The organism is Sporosarcina sp. NPDC096371 (assembly GCF_044762865.1).
Taxonomy (GTDB): Bacteria; Bacillota; Bacilli; order Bacillales_A; family Planococcaceae; genus Sporosarcina.
The window spans coordinates 52,498-74,566 of the sequence record NZ_JBIWFE010000009.1 but is presented as its reverse complement, the minus strand read 5'-3'; the positions used below and the strand labels follow the sequence as shown (position 1 = coordinate 74,566).

Genomic DNA, 22,069 nt, shown 5'->3' with positions numbered 1-22,069 from the left:
CCTTTCCACTAGACTTATTTAATATATCAGATAATTCTTAAGAATCTTGTCATTTATTGTCGATTCAGTTGATTTATGATAAATTGGTGAAAAAGAACTATTATTTAATTTCAATAATTCGATTTTATTCCAACTCATTTTTGGTTAATCGACATTTTTTTAAACGTAGAACACTTTCAGTCTGTTCCATCAAAAAAAAGCGAGAACTCCTTAATCTACTAAGGACTCTCGCTCTTTTATTCTTTTCTAGAAATTGAAGAAGTTTAATACAATGGTCAATTTCAACCTAGTCTTTATCGCCATTTCTTAATCAAATAATCAGTAGATCCCTGTAGGGTCTTATGTGCTTGTACAGAAATCAAGTTGTTTTTTAGCTGTTGGTCTAGCAACACTTTAAAGCCGTTCATGTGCTTGACGACTTTATCGCCCGCCCCTTGCTTTTCAAAACGTTCTACCGCAGTCAAATGTACTTGTAAAGCACGAACGGTACTTTCGTTAACAATCCCACCTTGTTTCGCGGAATACTCAACAAGTGTCTCGATATCCGCTGCGCTTGTCCCTTGATCCGAAGAATCCCCTACTTGGATGCCTGAGACATCATTAGGTGCACCAAAGTCAGCAATCTCAGCGTTATTTCCATAGCTCGCTAGTAGTCCACTAACAATATTCCCAGCCATAATTGGCCCATAGTCACCGAACTGTACATTGGTAGAAATCTGAGTGTTGTCAGCCAGTGTAAGGCCACCGCTGAATGCGTTTCCTGCTAACGTCACGTCAGTAGTAGTCCCTGAGATAACAGACCAGCCATTGACAGTCGACCCGAATACTTGGACTGCACGTGCATTATCAGTTACCAAGCTACCTTCGATTGTACTATTGGAAACCGCTACTGAAGCACCGTTACTCACTGTGATATCACCGATAATTTGAGCACTATCCAGACAAGTCACACCTTCAGTGATGACTAGATCACCCATATGTTTATCCGTAACCGTATCCGTGCACACCAGGGATTCTCCGGGAAGTACTGTCGCTTGGAACTCCTCCGCATTTCCGATGTTACCAGTAGCATCAATCGCACGGTGTTCTACAGTGTGCGTACCAAAACCTGGGATAAATGCCCCGCCCGGATCACCATCCGTGTAAGACTGTTCAAAAGTCGCCTTCGACAACCCCCCTGTTCCAAGGTTTCCGTAAGTCAACTCTTTCACATCAGTACCTGAATGCGAAAAATTGAACGGCGTACCTTTCGGCGCATCAGGGAAGCCAAAGTAATTGAACCATCCGTCCCCATTTAACCGTAGTTCTCCCACGACAAATCCAGGCTGGTCATCTTTTGGCTCAAGTGCCATGTCAAACTCATCAAAGTACACGTTATGTTCAACTTTTCCTGGCAATGTAGTAAGAGACTCGGACAATGTCCGCGCAGCCGTTGGAAGGACATTATCCACAGTCCAACTGACCACATCCGCTTCACCGTCTGGATTAGCTGGATCAGTTACCTTCGCACTGAGTTTAGAAGAACCCTCCGGCAAATCAAATCCACCTAAATCAAGGTAGCGATTGTTGTGCGTATCCGCCACCACTTCGCCGTTAAGCTCCCATGTTACATCCAACACTCTATTCGTCGGATTGGTCGTTTGGACAAAAGCCACTTCATTGAATGCTAAACTCCGTCCTGTGTAGGAGTGATTCGTGAATTCCACGTTTACTTCATTCTCCGGTAGAGGCTGTCCGACGGTCCACTCCCGAGTCTGAGTCATACGAGGACCATCCAAGAAACTCGTGTCACGCACGAAATCTGTCTGATCCCGTACTGTCACCTTCACAGTATCGCCAGCCTTGACTTTTAAATCGGCAAGTTGAAGGTTTTGTGAATTATGCGTATCCGCTACTTCCTTGCCATTCACTTCCCACGTCACGTCCAATACGTGAAATCTTGGGGACATCGTTTCGACCCATACGACATCCTCTGGACCAATTTCCCCCACAGGTGTAGACGTGAGTGGCATCTTGCTAGCATTACGCATCCCCGTGATCCGTTGCGTCATATGCTCCTTACCAACTTGGTCAAAGTAGAAGCCTGTATGTCGCATCATAGAGTGCGCGCTAGGACGCCAAACGTTGGAACTTTTGAGGCTCCCACTCTCGTGACCATCGGCATCAGCTGCTCGGATAATGCCGCCAGACTCACTCTCCTCACCTAACCAGCGCCACCACTTGCTTGCACTGCTAATCATCTCTTCAGAAGTCATCTGCGTGTGATGAAACGAACTAGGTTCGCTATCAGGATGGGCACCACCAGGGATTCCACGATTATTATACGCATACTCATCCCTAAGGCTTCCGAGCGAATGTCCTAACTCATGCAAAGAAACGAGTGGACCTTGGGGACTTCCACCTGTAGTTGTCGCATCACCACCACCGATTCCACCATATGTCGTCGTATTCCCTAGCGCCAGCGTCTGAATGTTTTGCGCCGTCGCCGAGATACCAAGTAGCGGTGCTACGTAATTTGTAATAATATTATTACGGGCTTGAGCACCACCAGCCCCGTATGTGACGCCGCGTGCTAATGCATCTGCTGGGCAGCTACCCGCGTACTGCAGGTTAAAAACGGTTTCGCGTCGAACATTTCCATCATTGGGATCACAGCTAATACCCGAATCCTTTGACGGTGTCTCAACCATGTAGACATTAAAATAATTGCGATAGCTTCGGAATGGTTCAACGCTCCACTGAACATTTTGGTTCCTGTCCACATCTTCACGGAATTTGTCCATTTCCTCTTCCGTATAGCCGTCCCCTAGGATAATCAAGTTCAATCGCTCTGCTGGCGGACCCGTTACTTGAAGCGGAACAATGTTTACATCCCCAACCTTTAGGCTTTCCCCTGTAGCCATAGATGCCTGCAGCAACTGTGCATTACGTAAGTCATCACCAGAAACGACTCGATAGGTATTCGCCGTTACTTCTTTCGACAAGACGGAATCCTGCGAATCGTCAGCAGATACCCCTTGTGGTGCTACATATACTGTCGAAGACAAGACCATAAGAGATGCAGCAGCGGTAATTAAAGAACTTTTGATCACTTTCAAATCATTACCCCCTCAAATTGTTTGTTTCACTCACTCACTCACTCAGGAAAACGCTTACAATTCCTCCCCTTCATATGTAACTAGTAAATAATAGAGAGGTGCCTAGTAGAAAATCTAGCTGTTTGCGAACCTTTCCATTAGACGCTCTCAATATATCAGATAATTCTTAAAAATATCGTCGTTTACTGTCGATTAAATACATTTGTGATGAAACAGCCAAAAAGAACTACTATTCAGTTTTAATTTTCCATTCTAATATTCATTACTTTTTTTGATAATCGACAATTCCCTCTCCAAAAGATAGATAATTTCACTGCCTAGTGTTTTTTTAATTTATTTCACCTTATTAATTTCTTTGACTATGTCCTTACCTACGGTTTAGGTATTACATTCTCAAGAGCGTCCCACCCTTATAAATTGGGATTCCTACGGTTTAATATGTATAGTAGGAGATCGGACCGAACGTACTTTCACATGTAATAATAAACTTTATTTATCATTTACAGCGTAATGGATTCCTAAATGTGTTTGGCATCAAAAATCTTAAGGTTGCCGATCTGTCCAATGCTGTTCAGATAAATGGACAAAATGCGATGCCGTTATTCAAGAGGTTTCTTCCTCACATGTGGTGGATGATGTTCGAAGACGATGAATGCTAAGAACAAAATATTGAAAACCAGGCCCTCCCAGTTTTGAAAAGAGCTTCTTTTCAAATCACTGACAACAACTGTCTCAAAAAGCATTTTATATAGTTGGCAGCTATGGAATGGCTGTTTAACTTTTCATAGGCACAGCCCTCATAACATAGATTGAAATGATTGAAAAACTTAAAAGGGGCGAAAAGACGATTACTACTTTCGTAACGCAATCGTTGGAGGAAATTCGTTTTTGGTCTAGGATTATGAAAGAGCACGCTTTCTTTTTAAGTTTAGGATTTACTACAGATCAAACGCAACTCATTAAAGAAGCAAAATACTATATTGCTGTATTTGAACAAATTGAAGAACAAGTTAGCGACTACAATGAAATGACGGATCCTGAAGTAATTAGACAACTGAACATCCAAGTGTATCAGGCAGCTGCCTCCATTTGGGCATACAAACGAAAAGTTCTTGGATTAATATTACGCTGTGAAATTGTGTCTAATAATATGCCATTACTTGTTGACCATACGAGCCGAGAAGCAGCTTATTTCGCTAAACGATTAAAGGAATTAAATGAAGGAAAGCTGAAACCATTACCAGAAGCCATTATTAAAGAAAATGTGTTTTTCTTAAAAATAATGGCAGACCATTCAAAGTTTATCGGTCATTTGTTAGATCCTTCTGAAAGAAAACTCGTTGACACAGCTAGAGAATTCAGCAATGATTTTGATCAACTTCTTTTCCAAGCACAAGATTTGGATCATATGCGTCCTCAATCAGAAACAGTACCATTATTAGACCAATTTCTAGACCAAAATCGTGTATCTGTTGTATCGCTACGTGAGTTCAAGAAAACTGCTAGAGATTTAATAGAAGCTTGTAAAATTAAGAGTACCATCCCCGCGCTTCTTGCGGACCACGTATACCGAGAAGCAGATCATTTTCTTCATATTATTGATGCATTCGATGAGCATCTTACTGCATTAAAAGCTTAACAAAGTGACTGTCACAAAAGTCGACAAAATTGACTTTATGACAGTCACTTTTCATTTCACAGAAATAAAAGCAGTAAACAGGAGCCATTAGCTTATTTTGATTTTGCGTTACACACCTTAAAAAAAGAACAAACTTCTGAAAATGATGTAATTTTTGTCCGATTCTTAAGTGTGGACCATAATCTGGGTCCACCCATATCCAACTACACTATTCTCTTTAATTACAAAAAAAAAGCGAGAGCTCTTTTGCTGATAAGGGGTTCTCGCTTTTTTATTCTTTTCTATGAACAATGTGAGATTAATAATAGCTCCAAGGTTTACGCTATTTCCCCTGGGATTACCTCATATCCTGATCGATCAAGCTATATAAATGAACGAACAAGATTAGTTATCAATGATGTTTATGTTGTAATTTACTAGCCACATATTTATTTGGGCAAGGTGGGCGATGAGTTGGGGGCCTGTCATAAGTTGCCCGAACCAAGGATCTTTAAAGGAAGATCCATCTGAATCGATGATGTCTTTGAGTTTTTGTTTTGAGACAAGTTCAAGTAGTGGGGATGTTTTATTATCGAGGATGTTATTCAACTTAGACTTTACCAGTTTCATATAGGCTTGATGATGTGTTTTAGGGTACGGACTTTTTTTCCGATAAAGAATTTCATTAGGTAGTACTCCTTCTAAAGCCTTCCGTAATATCCCTTTTTCTTGACCATTCAGCATTTTCATTTCCCATGGTATGTTCCAGGCATATTCAACTATGCGGTGATCAGCGAATGGAACCCGCACTTCTAAACTTGCTCCCATACTCATGCGATCTTTTCGCTCCAGCAGGGTTGACATAAACCAAATCATATTCAAATATGACATTTCCCGGCGTCGCATTTCTATCTGGGATTCCCCCTCTAAATGAGGCACTTCTCTTATTGTTTCGTTATAACGCTCCCTCACATATCCTCCTAAATCGAGTTTCTTTTGCCAATCTGGAAGCAATAGTTGCTGTCTTTCCGCATGGGAGCGTATCCACGGAAACTCTTTTCCATGCAGTAAATCTTCTTTATAGAACCATGGATATCCCCCGAAGATCTCATCCGCACACTCACCAGACAAAGCAACTGTATAATCTTGTTTCATCTGCTCGCAAAACCATAACAATGATGAGTCTACGTCTGCCATACCCGGTAAATCTCTCATCATTACGGCTTGTTCCAACAGATTTGCGAGCTGATTATTATTGATAATAGCTGAGTGATGAGTAGACCCCAAGTATTGCTGCATTTTCTGTATCCATGGTGCATCTTGATCAGGCTGAAAGGCGCTCGCTTTGAAATATTGATTATTTTGCTCATAATCAATGGAGTACGTGTGAAGGGTACCGCGTCCCTCTTTTTTAAAGAATTCTGAAGCAAATGAACTAATCGCGCTCGAATCAACACCTCCAGATAAGAATGTGCAAACAGGTACATCTGCCACTAACTGGCGCTCAACAGCATCCTTTACAAGTAATTTTACTTGTTCGGTCGTTTCTTCCAACGAATGTTGATGCTTTCTGCTTTCTACATTCCAATAACGCCAAACTTTCATTCCATTTCGATGATAAGTCAGTGCATGGGCTGGACGAAGTTCGTGAATGCCCCGAAAGACACCATTACCCGGAGTACGGGATGGCCCTAAACCAAACACTTCCTGCAAACCTTCTCGGTCCACCTCCGCTTTCACTTTCGGGTGTGCCAGTATTGCTTTTATCTCTGAGCCAAACAAAAGCGAACCATTCTCTTCACGGTAAAATAGTGGTTTGACACCTAGTCGGTCCCTTGCCATAAATAGCTGCTCTCGGTGCTGATCCCAAACAGCAAAAGCAAAAATCCCATTTAGATGCTTTACGCAATCTTCTCTCCACTCGATATAAGCCGTTAGTAGCACTTCCGTATCGGAATATGATTGAAATGAGTACCCCCTCTTCAGTAATTCCTTTCTAATTTCTTCAGTATTATAAAGTTCTCCATTATAAACAATCGTAAAAATTTGATCGTTTTTTTCTATGACCATTGGCTGTACACCTCCGGCAGGATCGACAACTACGAGCCGTCTATGACCAAGTAACAAATGGCGCGAACTCCATACATTCGAAGCATCCGGACCTCGTTTTGCCAATGTATTTGTCATCTTTTCCACAATAAATGCTTGTTGTGTCAGATCTTGATGCCAATCTATCCAACCTGTTATTCCACACATATACGTCTACTCCTTCTATTCTTTTTTCATCCATCTACCTATCCATTAGACCTACATATATTGATCGCGTTCCCATGAGTGTACTTGTATCCTATACCTATCCCATTCAATTTCTTTTGCTTCAATAAATCGTGCCAACAAATGGCTACCAAGTGAGTGAGTAATCACTTCGTCCGCCTTTAAATGTTTCAGTGCCTCAGCTAAAGTATCCGGTAAATCATTAATTCCACACTTTTCGCGATGTTCTTTTGACATCACATAGATATTTTGGTTGATTGTTTCAGGAGGTGTTATCTTATTTTTTATGCCATCTAATCCCGCAGCTAGTAAGACAGACATGGCCAAATATGGATTTGCAGAAGGATCCACACTACGAACTTCTACACGCGTACTCATTCCACGTGATGCAGGGATTCGAATAAGTGCACTTCTGTTTCTTGCTGACCAAGCCACATAGCATGGCGCCTCATACCCAGGAACGAGCCTTTTGTAGGAATTAACCGTTGGATTTGTAATAGCAGTAAAACCCTGTGCATGCTTCAGAATTCCCGCCACAAAATGTCTTGCAGTATCACTTATTTCTAGCGAGCCGTTTGGATCATAAAATGCATTTTGATCTTTTTTGAATAAGCTCAAGTTACAGTGCATGCCAGATCCATTTATTCCAAATAACGGTTTAGGCATAAATGTCGCGTGCAGTCCATGTTTATGGGCAATGGTATTCACGACAAGCTTAAAGGTTTGAATATCGTCACAGGCTCTTAAGGCACTTTGATATTTAAAGTCAATTTCATGCTGGCCAGGTGCTACTTCATGATGGGAAGCCTCGATCTCAAACCCCATTTTTTCGAGTTCCAATACGATATCACGGCGGCAATCCTCCCCTAAGTCAATTGGTGCAAGATCAAAATAACCGCCATGATCATTCAATTCCAGTGAGGGTTCACCCTTGTCATTTAGTTTAAATAAGAAGAATTCAGGTTCCGGTCCAACATTAAAATCAGTAAACCCAAGTTCTTTCATTTCATTCAAAACCCTTTTCAGATTATTGCGAGGGTCACCTTCAAACGGTGTGCCATCTGGATGATAAATATCACAGATGAGACGTGCAACTTTTCCTTTTTCCGCCGTCCACGGTAAAATAATAAATGTATCTACATCCGGGTATAAATACATATCCGATTCTTCTATACGTACAAATCCTTCAATTGAAGAGCCATCAAACATCATTTTGTTATCGAGTGCTTTTGGCAACTGACTGATTGGAATTTCAACATTTTTAATCGTTCCAAATAAGTCTGTAAATTGAAGGCGAATGTACCTTACATTTTGCTCCTTGGTCATTTCTAAAATAGATTGGCTGTTCATATTAATTTCCTCCCTTTTCGTCGTCTTCCTTGATCGTGGAACTGATACTATTGGTGTCTATCATCAATTCACCCTGGCAAATATATGTTGCTTTTCCTCTTTTCCACACGTGGCCATTTTCATCCCATCTTACTGTCAAGTCTCCCACAGGAAGATGAACGGTTATTGGTAGATGTCTATCCAACATATCGTTTAATGTGGCAGCCACTACCGCAGCGCAAGCCCCTGTTCCACAAGCCATCGTAATTCCTGATCCACGTTCCCACACCCGATAATCCATTTCTCGACTGTTTTTCACATGAACAAAGCCGGCGTTTATTCGTTCTGGAAATAAATCCGAATGCTCAATGATGGGCCCTATTTTATCTAACGGTACTTCATTCACATCATCGACAAATATGATCGCATGTGGATTCCCCATCGATACACAAGTCAAGCGATATATGTCCCCTCCAAAAGAATGCGGCTCATTCATCGCTATCGTACATGGATCACCTTGCATCGGTATCCTATTTTTTAGTAATGCAGGCTCTCCCATGTCGACAGTTACGTACTGCACTTGCTTCTCATCGTCGTCCTCCACCTCCACACTCATTACCCCACCCAACGTTTCAATGGTAAAAGGGGATGTTGTAATGTATTTGTGATCAACAAGAAGCTTGGCTACACATCGCAAACCGTTGCCACAATTTTCACCTTCCGATCCATCCTCATTAAAAATTCTCATTCGAAAATCTGCACTATTCGAAGAACATATTAGGATCATGCCGTCAGACCCGATACCGAAGTTGACATTTGAGACTATTTGAGCAAGTTGATGATAGTCTTGATACTCCATTGCAGCATCTAATTGATTAAAAATCACAAAGGAGTTCCCCAATCCATGCATTTTAGTAAACAACATCTTACAGCCCCCCTTAAAAAATGAAATTGGATGTACTTAGCCTTGCTTTGATTTCATCGATTACACGTTCTTCCTCTCTCACGCCTTTCGCTTGAAACGTAACCGAAAATCGCACATAGTTGCCGGCATCATCCCAGGGAACGCTGGATATTAGATGTTCACGCAATAAATATTGGCTAAACTCTTCTGCTGACTGAAATTGCGGCCCGTTTGCTACCGCTTTTGGTATCTTTGTATATAAGAAAAATGATCCTTTCGGCCTTGTAGCCTTAAAGCCGCACTCCTGTAATGCATTTACCAAAAGCTCATGACGACGGGCATACTTCGCTGCAGTCTGCTCTGTAATTTCTGGATGGGAAAGGGCAAATGCCGCCGCTTTTTGTATGGCGATAAATTGACCCGAGTCACTATTGTCCTTCACTGTCATAAACGCTTTAACAAGCTTCGAATTTCCTGCCAGAAAACCAATGCGCCAGCCTGTCATGTTGAATGATTTCGATAAGGAATGAAGTTCAATTCCAACTTCCTTTGCCCCTGGGACTGAAAGAAAGCTTAGTGGCTTTTCATCATCGAAAACAAGAGCAGCATAAGCCGCATCATGCACAACGATTAATTGGTTCTTCTTTGCAAATCGAACTACTTCCTTAAAGAATTCCACATTTGCTACAGCTCCTGTCGGGTTGTTCGGATAATTCAAGTAGAGTAGCTTCGCTTTCTTCAGAATCCTTTCATTCAATGAATCTAGTTTGGGCAGAAAAGAATTTTCCTCCAATAACGGTAGATGGACAACTTCTCCTCCGTAGTATGCTGTGTGAGTGCCTAAAATAGGATAACTGGGCGAAGGCATAAGTGTAATATCGCCAGGATTGATAAAGGCTGCAGGAAACATTGCCAAGGCTGACTTTGCCCCAATCGTATGGGTAATCTCTGTTTCGGGGTCGAGATCACTTACTCCAAATACATATTGCATATAATTTGCGGCAGCTTGCTTAAACTCAATAATCCCATTATCTGCATACATGCGGTTTTCAGGTTTCATCGCTTCTTCCGCCAATCGTTTCACAACTGCTTCATTCGCCATCGCATCAGGCTCACCAACGCCAAGGTCAATCAATTCCATGTGAGGATTTGCTTGCAATGCCTCTTTTTTTACTCTCTTTATTTTTTCGAATTTATAGATTTCCTCTTTCAAGCCAAATTGTGGACCACCTATACGGTCCGCAAACAGCTTCTGTACATAATCCGCTGACATAATCCAATACCTCCCGAACATTCAAGCCATCTTGCTCATGATGTCGTAATTGCATTCCAATCATTTGTGTGCAAATATCTTAACCCTATAATATATATATTTTTAGTCGGATTTCATTGTAATACCGAAGCTTTGATTGAATTAAATTACCTTCAGTGCCAAGCACCATGTTAAACCAATGGATTGCACATACCCTATTTTTGCTGGCGCTATCTTTTGAATTTGCAACTATCCATACTGCTTGAATGCATTTTCTACTCTTATAATATCAATCGTTGAATGAATTTGATTTAGACCCATCGCGTAAACATTTGTACTTTTTGGTAGTTTCGTTAATTTGCAATAAAAAAAGCCAAGCACTAAAGCCCGGCGTGTTTAACGAATATCTGATGGATTTTTACCCGTGTACTTTTTAAATTGTCTACTGAAAAAATGTAAATCGCTGTATCCAAGGACACTCGCAACTTCTGTCACTGTCAACCCTGAGTAATGGAGTAAATGTACCGCTCGCTCAATACGCGAACGAATGATATATGATCTAACCGTATGTCCAGTGATTTCTTTAAACTTCTGAGAAAAATATCTTTGAGAGAGATTGGCACGAGTTGCTAAACCTCCAATAGAATGTTGTTCCCCTGGATGCTGCTGAATATAGTTGGCAACCTCCCTAACCGTTTCTAACAAGCCGTTACTCGTATTCGCCATATGTTCTACTTTTTCGTGTGCTTCTCTCAATAGATGTATCATTATTTGCTTTAAGATGAGCTTTGCCTCTATCTCCATTCCAAATGGTTTCACTAATAACAAGCGAACGTAGCGAGTTAAAAGCGATTCAAAGCTGATCGTATTTTCGACTACCCGATGGGAGGTAGGAACCAATTGCGGGTTTTCAATTAAGTCAAAATGAATATAAGTTAATACTAAGGGGGATTGGGGTATATGCGTGGCTGTTACTACATCGCCAGGTTTAAAAAGAAAACAGTGCCCTTTTCGCACATCATACGACTTTCCGTTTAGTACCAACGTTCCTTCACCGCGCCAAACATATAATAAATCATAATTATCGAACGGTTTATCACGTTTTTTCCATTGCCAGTTTGGCTCACAATGAATAGTGGCAAATACCGGTTTCAAAATAAATTGTTCTGGGTTCAAATCTAACATGCAACACCCCCTATTTTACAGCAAATTCCCAAGTATACTCGTCTACCTTCTGTCTACAATTATTCCTATGTAAGCATATTAGATAAAACTCGCTAAAATTCCTATCTATTGAAGATCAAATATGGTTCTACATTGCAATATTAAATGTTAAAAAATATGAAAACCTCTTTAAACCACAATCTAATGTGAAAAGAGGCAGAGGAAAAATGAGTCTGAATAATAGCGTAGCCGTGTAGACTTTGGGTTGTGTTCGTTTCCAACCGTTATTGGGTTCTACATCAAATATTTGGGTGACATGTTCTACACGTAAAGGATGTTCCGACCCCTCAATTGCTAAAGCAATCCTTGTGTAGATCCTCTTATGTTAATCGGTTGTATAATTGTTCACTAGATGAATTTAACCCTTGAATCTGTACCTTCACACCTTTTTGCTCAAGCCTCTGTTTCACTTTCACGATAGCACCGACCGCGGATTCATCCCACAGCTGACTATTTTCAAAATTAATGACAATTTCATCTTCTGAAACGTTGGCAAAAGACTGTATAAATTTCGTAGTTGATGCAAAAAACAAAGGACCTTTCACCTTATATCCAGCCTTATCATGTGTGACTGTCACACGAGAGATTTTTGCAACAAAAAATAGCGCACTTAATATAACACCACTCACAACACCTATCGCTAAATTATGTGTATATAAGATAATCGCAACTGTAATGAGCATAACAAGTGATTCCGATTTAGGCGCTTGTTTCAGAAACTTAAACGAACCCCAATTAAAGGTTGTCATACTAACCATAATCATCACCCCGACAAGAACGGGCATCGGAATTTTAATGACAACATCACCTAAAACGATAATTAAAAACATTAGAAATACACCCGCGGTCAAAGTCGATAAGCGTCCTCTTCCACCGGATTTAATATTGATGATGGATTGACCGATCAAAGCACAACCTGCCATCCCGCCGAAAAAACCAGTGATAAAATTGGCGATTCCTTGTCCACGTGCTTCTTTATTTTTATTACTCGACGTATCAGTCATCTCATCTAAAACTTGAGATGTCAGTAATGATTCCAATAAGCCGACAATCGATAAAGCCAAAGAATAAGGTAGAATAATTTTTAACGTTTCAAAATTTAGTGGAATATCTGGAAGGTAAAATACCGGTAATGAATTTGGCATCGTCCCCAAATCACCTATCGTCTGTAACTTCACACCACTGAGGAGCGCAATACCCGTCATCACGACAATCGCAATAAGAGGCGCGGGAATAGCTGTTACAAATCTCGGAATCGCGTACACTAAAATTAATGTAACAATCGCAAATACATAAGTCATACTGTTCGCCCCAAGTAAATAAGGCATCTGCGTAATAAAAATCATAATGCCAAGAGCATTCACAAATCCAAGCATGACGGAGTTTGGGATGAAGCGCATTAAATTCGCAACACCAAGTCCTCCGAGTATTAATTGAATAATTCCTGTTAATATTGTGGCTGCTAGTACATACTGTAGGCCATGATTCGCCATTAAACTAACGAGAACTAAAGCCATCGCACCTGTCGCAGCTGAAATTAAACCAGGTCGCCCACCTACAAACGAAGTAATGACAGCAATTGTAAACGAAGCATATAGCGCGACACGTGGGTCTACACCCACAATGAACGCAAAAGCCAGTGCTTCAGGAATGAGTGCCAGCCCTACAACAATACCTGCTAAAATATCGGCACGCACATTTCCAAACCACTGTTGTTTTAATGTATACATAGTGTTCCCCTCTCTTGATGACTAAAATTACAAAGAAGCTTATACGAATGTTAGAATGTTAATATGGTACCATTTTCAATCCCATAAGTGAATAGTTTTGGGAAGTAAGGAGCGTAAAAATGAAATACGGATATATCCGTCCGATTGTCTCGGATCAACAATGCACCCATCAATTACATGAACTTCTCATTGATATATTATTTAAAGAGACACATGGACTTGCCAAGAAAAGAACGGAACTTGAACACTTATTAATGACTGTCCAAAAAAAGGACGAACTGTTCGTCCAAAATATTGTAGTATTAGCTGATTCCCTACAGCAGCTTTTAGATATTCTTCGACTAGCGGAACGAGATCAAATCACAATTCACTTTGTCGATGAACAATTAACCAACCAATCGATACAAAAAGCTTCACTACTGCAAAGTGCTACTTTTTTTGCGGATTTACAATCAAAATTTCTAAGCCAGTCTTCTACATTTACGCTTCAAGCTGCTAAACAGCAGGGCAAATCGATTGGTCGTCCACGAAAACCAGATGATAATTTACAGCTGGCTTTTACAATGTATGACAGTAAGAATTATACGTTATATGACATTAAAGAAGCGACTGGAATTAGCAAGTCTACTTTATATCGTTATTTGGATGACCGCTCTATATCGCTATCTGAGGAGAAAGAGTAGTGGAATTATAAAGTAAAGGCATCTTATAATATCAGGTGTTTATTGACTTGATTAATTTGGATGGAATAAGAATCTATTGGCTAAACAGAGGCTATTAATTTCTTTAGCCTTATCCCTAGTAATTTTAGTAGCAGGATTTATGTTGTATATTTTTTCATGTAAAAAAAGAATTAGCTAAAACAAAACAGACCGTCTTAGAATATTTAATAAAGGATATTTTCAAACTGAGATCAAAGAAATTAGATCTCAGTATAGTTGGCAAGATGATAAAGAAATGCTTATATGGCCTTTGTAACTTTTGTAGATGAACCAATTAATGAATATGTATATCTATATAATGAAAAAGAAGGCATTAGAGAAAGAGGTAAACAACCAAGACAGTGATACATGCAATTCATTAAAGTTTATATAATTCTTTAATAACTTCTCAAAAAGCCACTATAAATGCTGTTAACACAACATCTATAGCGGCTTATCAAATTTTTCAAATCATAAAAATACTGTTAGGGCAAAATCATCTATATATCGATGAAAAAGATCACTTAAGAGAGTATACAGATAGGAACTTAGTGTAAAAAGTGAGAATAATCAAAATTACAAAACAAACATTTTTTCGTAAAAAGGCAGGTATAAAGAGGATCACTGCAATGAAAAACACGAGTGGTGCACAAATATCATATGATATTAAAATCATTCCAAGTAGATAAATAACTCCGGCGAGGATATGATTTATACTCGCTTGTGTGTTTTTCTTGTCTTCTAAAACTGTCAAGTTAAATAAGGTATTGAGACTAAAGCCAAGATATGCAACCTATAACGCTAATTTATTCGATGCGAAAGTTGAGTTACTAATTATCTGTTACGCAACGAAATCCAATGTTTCCTGATGAACTATCAGGAGTGTTTGATGTCCGCGCCGCAACTCGATAGCGATTACAATACGAGTCGTGACATAAATAGGAACCCCCTCGCATCACCCGATTGGAACCTTCATTTGGACCTTTAGGGTTTTCTCTGCCCCCCCGTTTGTGGATACTCTTTGTAAACCAATCTGAGCACCATTCCCACACGTTTCCAGAAACATTGTACAATCCATATCCATTTTCCGGAAAGGATTGGGCTGGCGCGGTTCCAAGATATCCATCTTCCCCATCATTTGTATAAGGGAACTTCCCTTGCCAAATATTACAGTAATGAACACCCTCAGGTATAAGCTCATCACCCCAGGGATATCTTTTTTGGTGTAAACCACCCCTAGCCGCAAATTCCCATTCCGCTTCTGTTGGAAGACGTTTATCAGCCCATTGACAATAAGCCTCGGCGTCGTTCCATGAAACATGAACAACAGGGTGATCCATCCTATCCGCGATATCTGAATCAGATCCCTCTGGCTGGTTCCAATAAGCACCTTCAACTACGCACCACCATGGTGTCGCTTGAACTCTTTGTTGCACTTTCTTAGACGTTTGTTTGGATAATAGCTGATAGAAAACAAATGACCATCCATACTTTTCCGCATCTGTCTTATATCCTGTTGCTTCAATAAACAGTGAAAAATCCTTGTTTGTTACAGTAGTAATATCCATATAAAATGAATCTACTTTTACTTTTCGAATTGGACCTTCACCATCAGCTGGGAATCCATCCCTTTCATTTGTACCCATTGAAAATTCATTTCCAAGAATGTAAACCATTTTATCTAATGATTTTGGGGCTCTTTTACTAGTAATGAATTCATTATTACTTATTAGACCTTCTTGTTGCATGTCTTGTCTACTTACTCCACAGCAACTTTTTTGTTGTGCGTGACTCATCCTTTCCCCTCCACTAATAATAATGTACTTTGACTATTAATGTTTCCTTATTTACTTTCATAGTAAAAAAAGTGGGTAATTTCATTCCCTACTGGATAAATCCCACAAAATCAGTCATTCCCGTGTTATGGAACCTTTTGTTTTTTTTAACAATCCATAGATTTCTAGTTATATTTATTCCAGAAATGCTTACTTCCCGTAAAAAACCTTGCTCCAATTCCCTAGCCACAGTTAATTTTGGTAGTATGCTGATTCCAAGGCCTGCCTCAACAGCGCTTTTTATTGCCTGCGTACTCCCAATCTCCATATAGCTTTCGATTTTCCTCAAGACCCCATGCTCATTTAATACGTTTTCTACGATAAGACGTGTCCCTGAAATGGATTCACGCCAGATCATCCTCTCATTTTCCAATTCTTCAATATTGATTTCCTTCCTATTTTTCCACGGATGGTCAAACGGACAAACAAGTATTAATTCGTCCTCAGCAAACTTCTCTACAATAAAAGCTTCGTTTTCAACCAGTCCTTCAACCAAGGCCAAATCAATCAAGTCGTTTGATAAGTCTTCCAAAACACGGGGCGTATTTTTAATTGTTAATGTCACTTTCACTTCAGGTTTTCGTTTTTTAAATCTCCCTAACAAGCTTGGCAATAAATACTCGCCGATGGTCAAAGATGCACCTACTGTGAGGTGTATATTGGACTCGCCTGTTACTTGCTGAATGACTTCTTTTGAATGGTTGAAGTCATTTACAATTGCTTTTGCAAAGTGATATAAAATTCTTCCAGTTTCGGTTACTTTCAATTTCCCTTCCGCACGGTCAAATAACAAGGTACCATAAAAGTCTTCTAATTGATGAATTTTTCTTGTTATAGCAGGCTGAGAAACGAAGCTTAACCTCGCTACCTGGCTTATACTTCCCTCATCCACTACTAAACAAAATATCTTGAGATTTTCTATGTTCAAGAATACGACCTCCTTGAATTTTCTCACACCTTAATTATAAGTCTACTAGGTATACTATTTTGTAATACCCGATACTTTTGTTGCATTTTACCTCTCCCCATTTATTTGCTAACGTAGGAGGTAGGATACTTATAGAACCGTAAGGACATAAACGTTAGAACAAAGTGAAAGAGGGACAAACAATGAAAGAATGGAAAGTTCTGTTTCAACTATTTTGGACTTTTTTTAAAATTAGTCCTATCACGTTTGGTGGCGGATTTGCGATGATGCCTTTAATTGAAAAAGAAGTGGTAGAGAAAAGAAAATGGTTAAAAAGTGAAGATATTACCGATGTGTTCGCTTTATCCCAATCCATACCCGGAGCCGTTGCGATTAACTCCGCCACCTTTATCGGTCAGCGAATAGGAGGGGTAAAGGGAGCCATTGCGGCAATGATTGGCGTTTCATTACCTACTTTTTTAATTGTTCTAGTCCTAGGTGTTTTATATGTTTTCGTACAGGATAATCCAAAGATAGAAGCAGCTTTTATATCAATTAGAGCTTCCATAGTGGCACTCATCGCGTACGCGGCAATCAAAATTGCCAAGACGGCCATTGTTGACAAATCAACATTTGGCATAATGATAGCAGGGATTCCTTCCCTATTCTTCATTCACCCTATCATTGCCATAGTAGCAGGTGCTTTGACGGGAATGATGACTATCTTTATTAAAATGAAATTAAGTTACAAAGTTGAAAAGGACAGGAAAGTAGAAAAGAAAGATGTAAATGAGCACGAATACTATATGGGCGCAGGAATATAGGCTACATGAAAAATGAACAGTATTTCCCTGAAATTGACCGGTCAATCTTGAAGTGTAGACGGTGAAACTTTAGATAGAAAACGAGGTGAAAATTATGGTACTGTGGGAGTTGTTTAGCACATTCATTATCATTGGCTTCGTATCATTTGGTGGGGGATATGCTATGATTTCTATAATTGAAGCCGAAGTTTCCCAACACGGGTGGATGACGACACAACAATTTGCCGACGTCATCGCTATTGCCGGGATGTCCCCTGGTCCAATCGCTATGAATAGTGCCGTTCTTGTTGGATATTCGACAGCTGGCGTTATAGGTGCAATTATATCTGCTCTTGGAATTTTACTTCCAGGCATTATACTCGTAATCGTTGTAGGGACCTTCTTTATCAAATTGCATCATTATCTAGTTGTACAATCGATATTTTATGGGTTAAGACCTATTGTCACTAGTTTAGTCATCTATGCCGCTATCAGTTTTGCCCTGTCAAATAACTTGATTAGCCTAGTAATCTCATGGAAAACAGTAAGCTTATTACTCATCTTTGTATTATCATTAATCGCACTTTTGAAATTACGCTGGAATCCCGCCTACGTTATTATACTTTCTGGATTAGTGGGTGTTGTGCTCTATTCGTAAAATATGAGCACTTTTTGAAAGAGAATTAACTTATGTAAAAAAGGGAATAAGGTTGTTACCCTACCCTATGCCCTTTTCGAGTTTTTCTTCTCTAACAATGTTACTTTAAATACAGTTAATCCAATTCACATAACGCCATTGGTGACAATTACCCATTTTTACAGATCCATATACTCCCTAATAAACTTTTCAAGAACATTCGAAGCGATTCTATCAATAATTCCTAGCTCACCTCATCAGCCAATATAGTAACAATAATCACAGGCAAGATTACATGCTTCTGAAACGGTGTTCCACATGACAGCTATCTGACCTTGCTTCTCGGATGTTAAACAGGCTTGAACCATTCGTTTTAGCTACTTTTTGATAAAAAATTATGATCAAAGACCTGATGAAAGGTATCTTTACGCATGTGAAATTCTTGGCATTGGCATCTGTTCCTTATGCAGCTCTGCCCATGCATACTTTATCAGCAGTTCCACTTTAAGCGCTTGATAATCAGGGTGATTCCAAAGATTACTTAATTCCTTCGGGTCCTTTTGTAAATCAAACAATTCCCCATATTTCTGCTGGTAGTAGACCGTTATTTTGTACCGCTCATCCACATATGTTTTTTGATGAATCGTGGTAGGTTCGTGTCGAAATTCACAAAGAATATGATCCCTTACATTTGCTTGGTTACCACACCATACCTCTTTCTGATTTTCTCCAGACATAACAGCGGGTATTGAGATGCCGGCAAATGAAAGAAAAGTTGGAGCCAAATCAACGAGTGACTGCATGGCTTGCGATTGTTTCTGGGCTGGAATATGACCGGGATACCTAACGATAAAAGGAATTTTAATTAGATCTTCATAATGAAATCCACCTTTATATTGCAGGCCGTGCTGACCGAAGAAATGACCATGGTCAGTCGTAAACAGAACAAGCGTATTTCCGGCTAATCCCAGCTCTTCAAGCCTCTCTAGAATATCACCAATATACTTGTCCATGAAACTAATCATCCCATAATAATTCGCGGCAAGTTTTTTGCGATCATCCTCGGGTAAAAGATGTGAATGGTAGCCATGAATCCCAAAGCCTGTTTCTATCAGGTTGGAAAAGTCGGGATTTATTTCTTGTGTTTTTTGAAAATGCGGCGGATTTTGCAGATGCTCCCCTGGCACCATTTCCGGAATAGTCAGTTGATCTGGATCATACATGGAAGCCCATGGTTCAGGTGTTAAATAAGGCGGGTGGGGGTCCGGAAAGCTGGCCCAAAGGAAGAAATTCTCTTCCTGCGCTTGATATTGATCTAGTAATTCATTCGTCTTTTCGGCGATAAATGTATTGTAATGATACTCCTCCGGGATATCCCAGCGATACTTAATAGCAGGATCCATCGTTCCGGTTGGAGACATAAAATATTGTTTCCAATCGCTGTATCCTTTTTCCTCGAGCCAAGCTACATAATGCTGGCCAACTAAATATTCATTGGTGTGGTTACGCAGTAATTCAACTTTTTCAAATCCATAAAACGGATGATTGTAAGATTTCCAGAACTCGATATCCTGGAGCAGCGGCAGCGATTCAAGTGACGGATATTCCTCTGTTGTCATCGTTGGTTGAAAATGCGCTTTTCCGACTAATGCTGTTCGATAATTATTATTCCTGAACACATCACCAACTGTTACCTTATCTTCGCTAAGCTTCGTTCCTAACGTCCATGCGCCATGCTGACTAGGGTACGTACCTGTAATAATGGATGATCTTGTTGGAGTACATGTGGGATTGGGACAATAGGCGCGCTGAAAAGTCGTTCCTTCTCTCACCAGACGATCAAGATTAGGTGTTGAAATTTCCGAATTAAAAGCACCTATTGTATCAAAATGCTGCTGATCACTGGTGATTAATAAAATGTTTGGCTTTTTCATTTGAATTCACCTCTGTGGGTTAACTATTTTTAGCGCATAAAAAGAGGGAACTTTCCAATTATTCCGGTCAGTCCCCTCCATTAACTATTTTAGCTATCTAGCGAGCCAACCTCCGTCAACCGCTAGTATATGACCGTTCATATAGTCTGAAGCTTTGCTTGCTAAAAAAACGACCGTTCCCATTAAATCAGACGGATCCGCCCAGCGTCCGGCCGGAATACGCGATAGAATTTCAGCGTTACGCTTTTCATCTGCGCGAATTTGCGCTGTATTGTCGGTGGAGATATATCCTGGAGCAATCGCATTAATTTGGACATTATGTTCCGCTAATTCATTAGCAAATGCCTTTGTCAGGCCGGCAACAGCATGCTTACTGGCCGTGTACGCCGGAACAAACTTGCCACCCTGGAACGAAAGCATGGAGGCAATATTAATAATTTTACCGGATTTTTGTTCAACCATTACTTTGGCAGCTTCCTGGCTTAATAAATATAGCGAATTAAGGTTAACTTCCATGACCGTATCCCAGTCTTCTTCCTTATACTCTACTAATGGTGAGCGAAGGATTGTACCTGCATTGTTTACCAAAACGTCAATGTTCCCATACACCTCAACGCATTTAGCGACTACTTGTTTTGCTTCCTCGCGATTACCTAAATCCGCTTGAAAGCTTTCTACCCTACGACCCGTTTCTGCAATTAATTGTTTAGTTTCCTCGCAATCCCCGCTTCTAGAAACTACAAAAATGTCGGCACCCGCCTTGGCAAGAGCAACCGCATATGCCTGGCCTAAACCTTTATTAGCTCCTGTTACGATAGCTATTTTCTCATCAAGACTAAAATAATTCAGTGAAAATGAAAGTAGATTTGTATTCATTTTCTTCAATACCTCCCTATTAATCACACTAGTGCAAGTGAACAAACCGCTTCAGCATCATGGGGCTTTGCTAACCGGGGCTCTGCTTTTATTAGCGTAAATCTTCCATTTTCACGTGATCCATATCACTGTAGGTGATATTTTCTCCACACATTCCCCAAATAAAAGTGTAGTTACTTGTTGCAGTTCCTGTATGAATAGACCAGCTTGGAGAAATCGTTGCCTGCTCATTTTTCATCACTAGATGTCTTGTTTCATCTGGTTTGCCCATGAAGTGGAATACACGCGTTTCTGGTTCCATATCAAAGTATAAATATACTTCCATTCGACGCTCGTGCGTATGGCAAGGCATTGTATTCCAGACGCTTCCTGGAGAAAGCATCGTTAAGCCCATTTGTAGCTGACAGCTCTCACAAACATTAGGATGCACATATTGATAGATTTTTCGTTCATTCAATGTTTCAGGTGATCCCATCTGTAGCGGAGTGATATTCTTTATATCAATTTTGACAGTTGGGTACGTATGGTGCGCCGGCGCAGAGTTGATATAGAATTTAGCCGGATTGTTCGCATCCTTTGAACGGAATAGTACTTCCTTAGTTCCTTTCCCAACGTAAAGACCATCTCGTTGCTGCATATCATATACTGTGCCGTCCAAAACAACCGAACCTTCACCGCCAATATTAATAATTCCCAACTCTCGTCGTTCTAGGAAATATTCAACGCCTAGTTCTTTATCAAGCCTAATCGTTAATTCCTGATCAGCAGGGGTTACTCCGCCGAAAATCATCCGATCAACATGTGTATATGTTAAGTGAACATGACCAAGCTCAAACACAGTCTCAATTAGAAATTCCTTTCTTAATTCGGTTGTTGTATATTTTTTCATATCCTCCGGGTGGTTTGCATAACGTGTTTCCATAATTCAATCTCTCCCTTTAAATTAA

At 40.1% G+C, this 22,069-nt stretch carries 16 protein-coding genes; 4 read left to right on the top strand and 12 right to left on the bottom strand.

The features are described from left to right. Nucleotides 1-293 precede the first annotated feature (293 nt). Nucleotides 294-3,092 carry a M64 family metallopeptidase gene (locus ACIQ0H_RS18845; protein ID WP_403418463.1) on the bottom strand — a complete coding sequence of 933 codons (2,799 nt, stop codon included), beginning with the start codon at nt 3,090-3,092 and terminating at the stop codon, nt 294-296. Nucleotides 3,093-3,912: 820 nt separating this feature from the next. Between ACIQ0H_RS18845 and ACIQ0H_RS18840 the strand changes: the two genes are divergently transcribed. Next, complete coding sequence (locus tag ACIQ0H_RS18840) at nt 3,913-4,737, top strand: DUF2935 domain-containing protein (protein WP_403418203.1); 825 nt, start codon at nt 3,913-3,915, stop codon at nt 4,735-4,737. Nucleotides 4,738-5,121: 384 nt separating this feature from the next. On the opposite strand, the gene asnB is transcribed toward ACIQ0H_RS18840, so the two are convergent. The 6 genes from asnB to ACIQ0H_RS18810 all read right to left on the bottom strand — a co-directional run bounded on the left by asnB (nt 5,122) and on the right by ACIQ0H_RS18810 (nt 13,429). After that, nucleotides 5,122-6,972, bottom strand: coding sequence for an asparagine synthase (glutamine-hydrolyzing) (asnB, locus tag ACIQ0H_RS18835; RefSeq protein ID WP_403418200.1), 1,851 nt, complete (start codon nt 6,970-6,972; stop codon nt 5,122-5,124). Between the two features lie 51 nt (nt 6,973-7,023). Next, nucleotides 7,024-8,340: a type I glutamate--ammonia ligase gene (gene glnA, locus ACIQ0H_RS18830; protein WP_403418197.1), complete on the bottom strand. Its 1,317-nt coding sequence runs from the start codon at nt 8,338-8,340 to the stop codon at nt 7,024-7,026. A gap of 1 nt (nt 8,341) precedes the next feature. Continuing rightward, entirely contained in the window at nt 8,342-9,244 is a 903-nt protein-coding gene (gene dapF / locus ACIQ0H_RS18825) for a diaminopimelate epimerase (RefSeq protein ID WP_403418195.1), read from the bottom strand. Between the two features lie 13 nt (nt 9,245-9,257). Next, nucleotides 9,258-10,496 (bottom strand): LL-diaminopimelate aminotransferase, encoded by a 1,239-nt coding sequence (locus tag ACIQ0H_RS18820; RefSeq protein WP_403418192.1) that lies wholly within the window; start codon nt 10,494-10,496, stop codon nt 9,258-9,260. A 375-nt stretch (nt 10,497-10,871) separates the two neighbouring features. Further along, nucleotides 10,872-11,660 (bottom strand): helix-turn-helix domain-containing protein, encoded by a 789-nt coding sequence (locus tag ACIQ0H_RS18815; RefSeq protein WP_403418189.1) that lies wholly within the window; start codon nt 11,658-11,660, stop codon nt 10,872-10,874. Nucleotides 11,661-12,019: 359 nt separating this feature from the next. Next, complete coding sequence (locus ACIQ0H_RS18810; RefSeq protein ID WP_403418186.1) at nt 12,020-13,429, bottom strand: SulP family inorganic anion transporter; 1,410 nt, start codon at nt 13,427-13,429, stop codon at nt 12,020-12,022. Nucleotides 13,430-13,548: 119 nt separating this feature from the next. On the opposite strand from ACIQ0H_RS18810, the gene ACIQ0H_RS18805 reads away from it, so the two are divergent. Further along, nucleotides 13,549-14,112 (top strand): recombinase family protein, encoded by a 564-nt coding sequence (locus ACIQ0H_RS18805; RefSeq protein ID WP_403418183.1) that lies wholly within the window; start codon nt 13,549-13,551, stop codon nt 14,110-14,112. Nucleotides 14,113-14,960: 848 nt separating this feature from the next. On the opposite strand, the gene ACIQ0H_RS18800 is transcribed toward ACIQ0H_RS18805, so the two are convergent. Together ACIQ0H_RS18800 and ACIQ0H_RS18795 are read right to left on the bottom strand one after the other, a co-directional pair. Continuing rightward, nucleotides 14,961-15,926, bottom strand: a complete 966-nt coding sequence (locus tag ACIQ0H_RS18800; RefSeq protein WP_403418181.1) for a formylglycine-generating enzyme family protein — start codon at nt 15,924-15,926, stop codon at nt 14,961-14,963. A gap of 88 nt (nt 15,927-16,014) precedes the next feature. Beyond that, nucleotides 16,015-16,893, bottom strand: a complete 879-nt coding sequence (locus ACIQ0H_RS18795) for a LysR substrate-binding domain-containing protein (RefSeq protein WP_403418178.1) — start codon at nt 16,891-16,893, stop codon at nt 16,015-16,017. A gap of 182 nt (nt 16,894-17,075) precedes the next feature. Between ACIQ0H_RS18795 and ACIQ0H_RS18790 the strand changes: the two genes are divergently transcribed. Further along, entirely contained in the window at nt 17,076-17,696 is a 621-nt protein-coding gene (locus ACIQ0H_RS18790; RefSeq protein ID WP_403418175.1) for a chromate transporter, read from the top strand. 94 nt (nt 17,697-17,790) lie between these two features. Next, the gene (locus tag ACIQ0H_RS18785) at nt 17,791-18,333 is read left to right on the top strand and encodes a chromate transporter (RefSeq protein WP_403418460.1); all 543 of its coding nucleotides are present in this window, start codon (nt 17,791-17,793) and stop codon (nt 18,331-18,333) included. A 404-nt stretch (nt 18,334-18,737) separates the two neighbouring features. Here ACIQ0H_RS18785 and ACIQ0H_RS18780 read toward each other — a convergent pair whose 3' ends face one another. From ACIQ0H_RS18780 to kduI, 3 genes are all read right to left on the bottom strand, one after another. Next, on the bottom strand, nt 18,738-20,246 hold the full coding sequence (locus ACIQ0H_RS18780; protein ID WP_403418172.1) for a sulfatase family protein: 1,509 nt from the start codon (nt 20,244-20,246) through the stop codon (nt 18,738-18,740). Nucleotides 20,247-20,339: 93 nt separating this feature from the next. Next, entirely contained in the window at nt 20,340-21,122 is a 783-nt protein-coding gene (gene kduD / locus ACIQ0H_RS18775) for a 2-dehydro-3-deoxy-D-gluconate 5-dehydrogenase KduD (protein WP_403418169.1), read from the bottom strand. Between the two features lie 91 nt (nt 21,123-21,213). Beyond that, on the bottom strand, nt 21,214-22,044 hold the full coding sequence (gene kduI, locus ACIQ0H_RS18770; RefSeq protein ID WP_403418166.1) for a 5-dehydro-4-deoxy-D-glucuronate isomerase: 831 nt from the start codon (nt 22,042-22,044) through the stop codon (nt 21,214-21,216). Between the last annotated feature and the right edge of the window lie 25 nt (nt 22,045-22,069).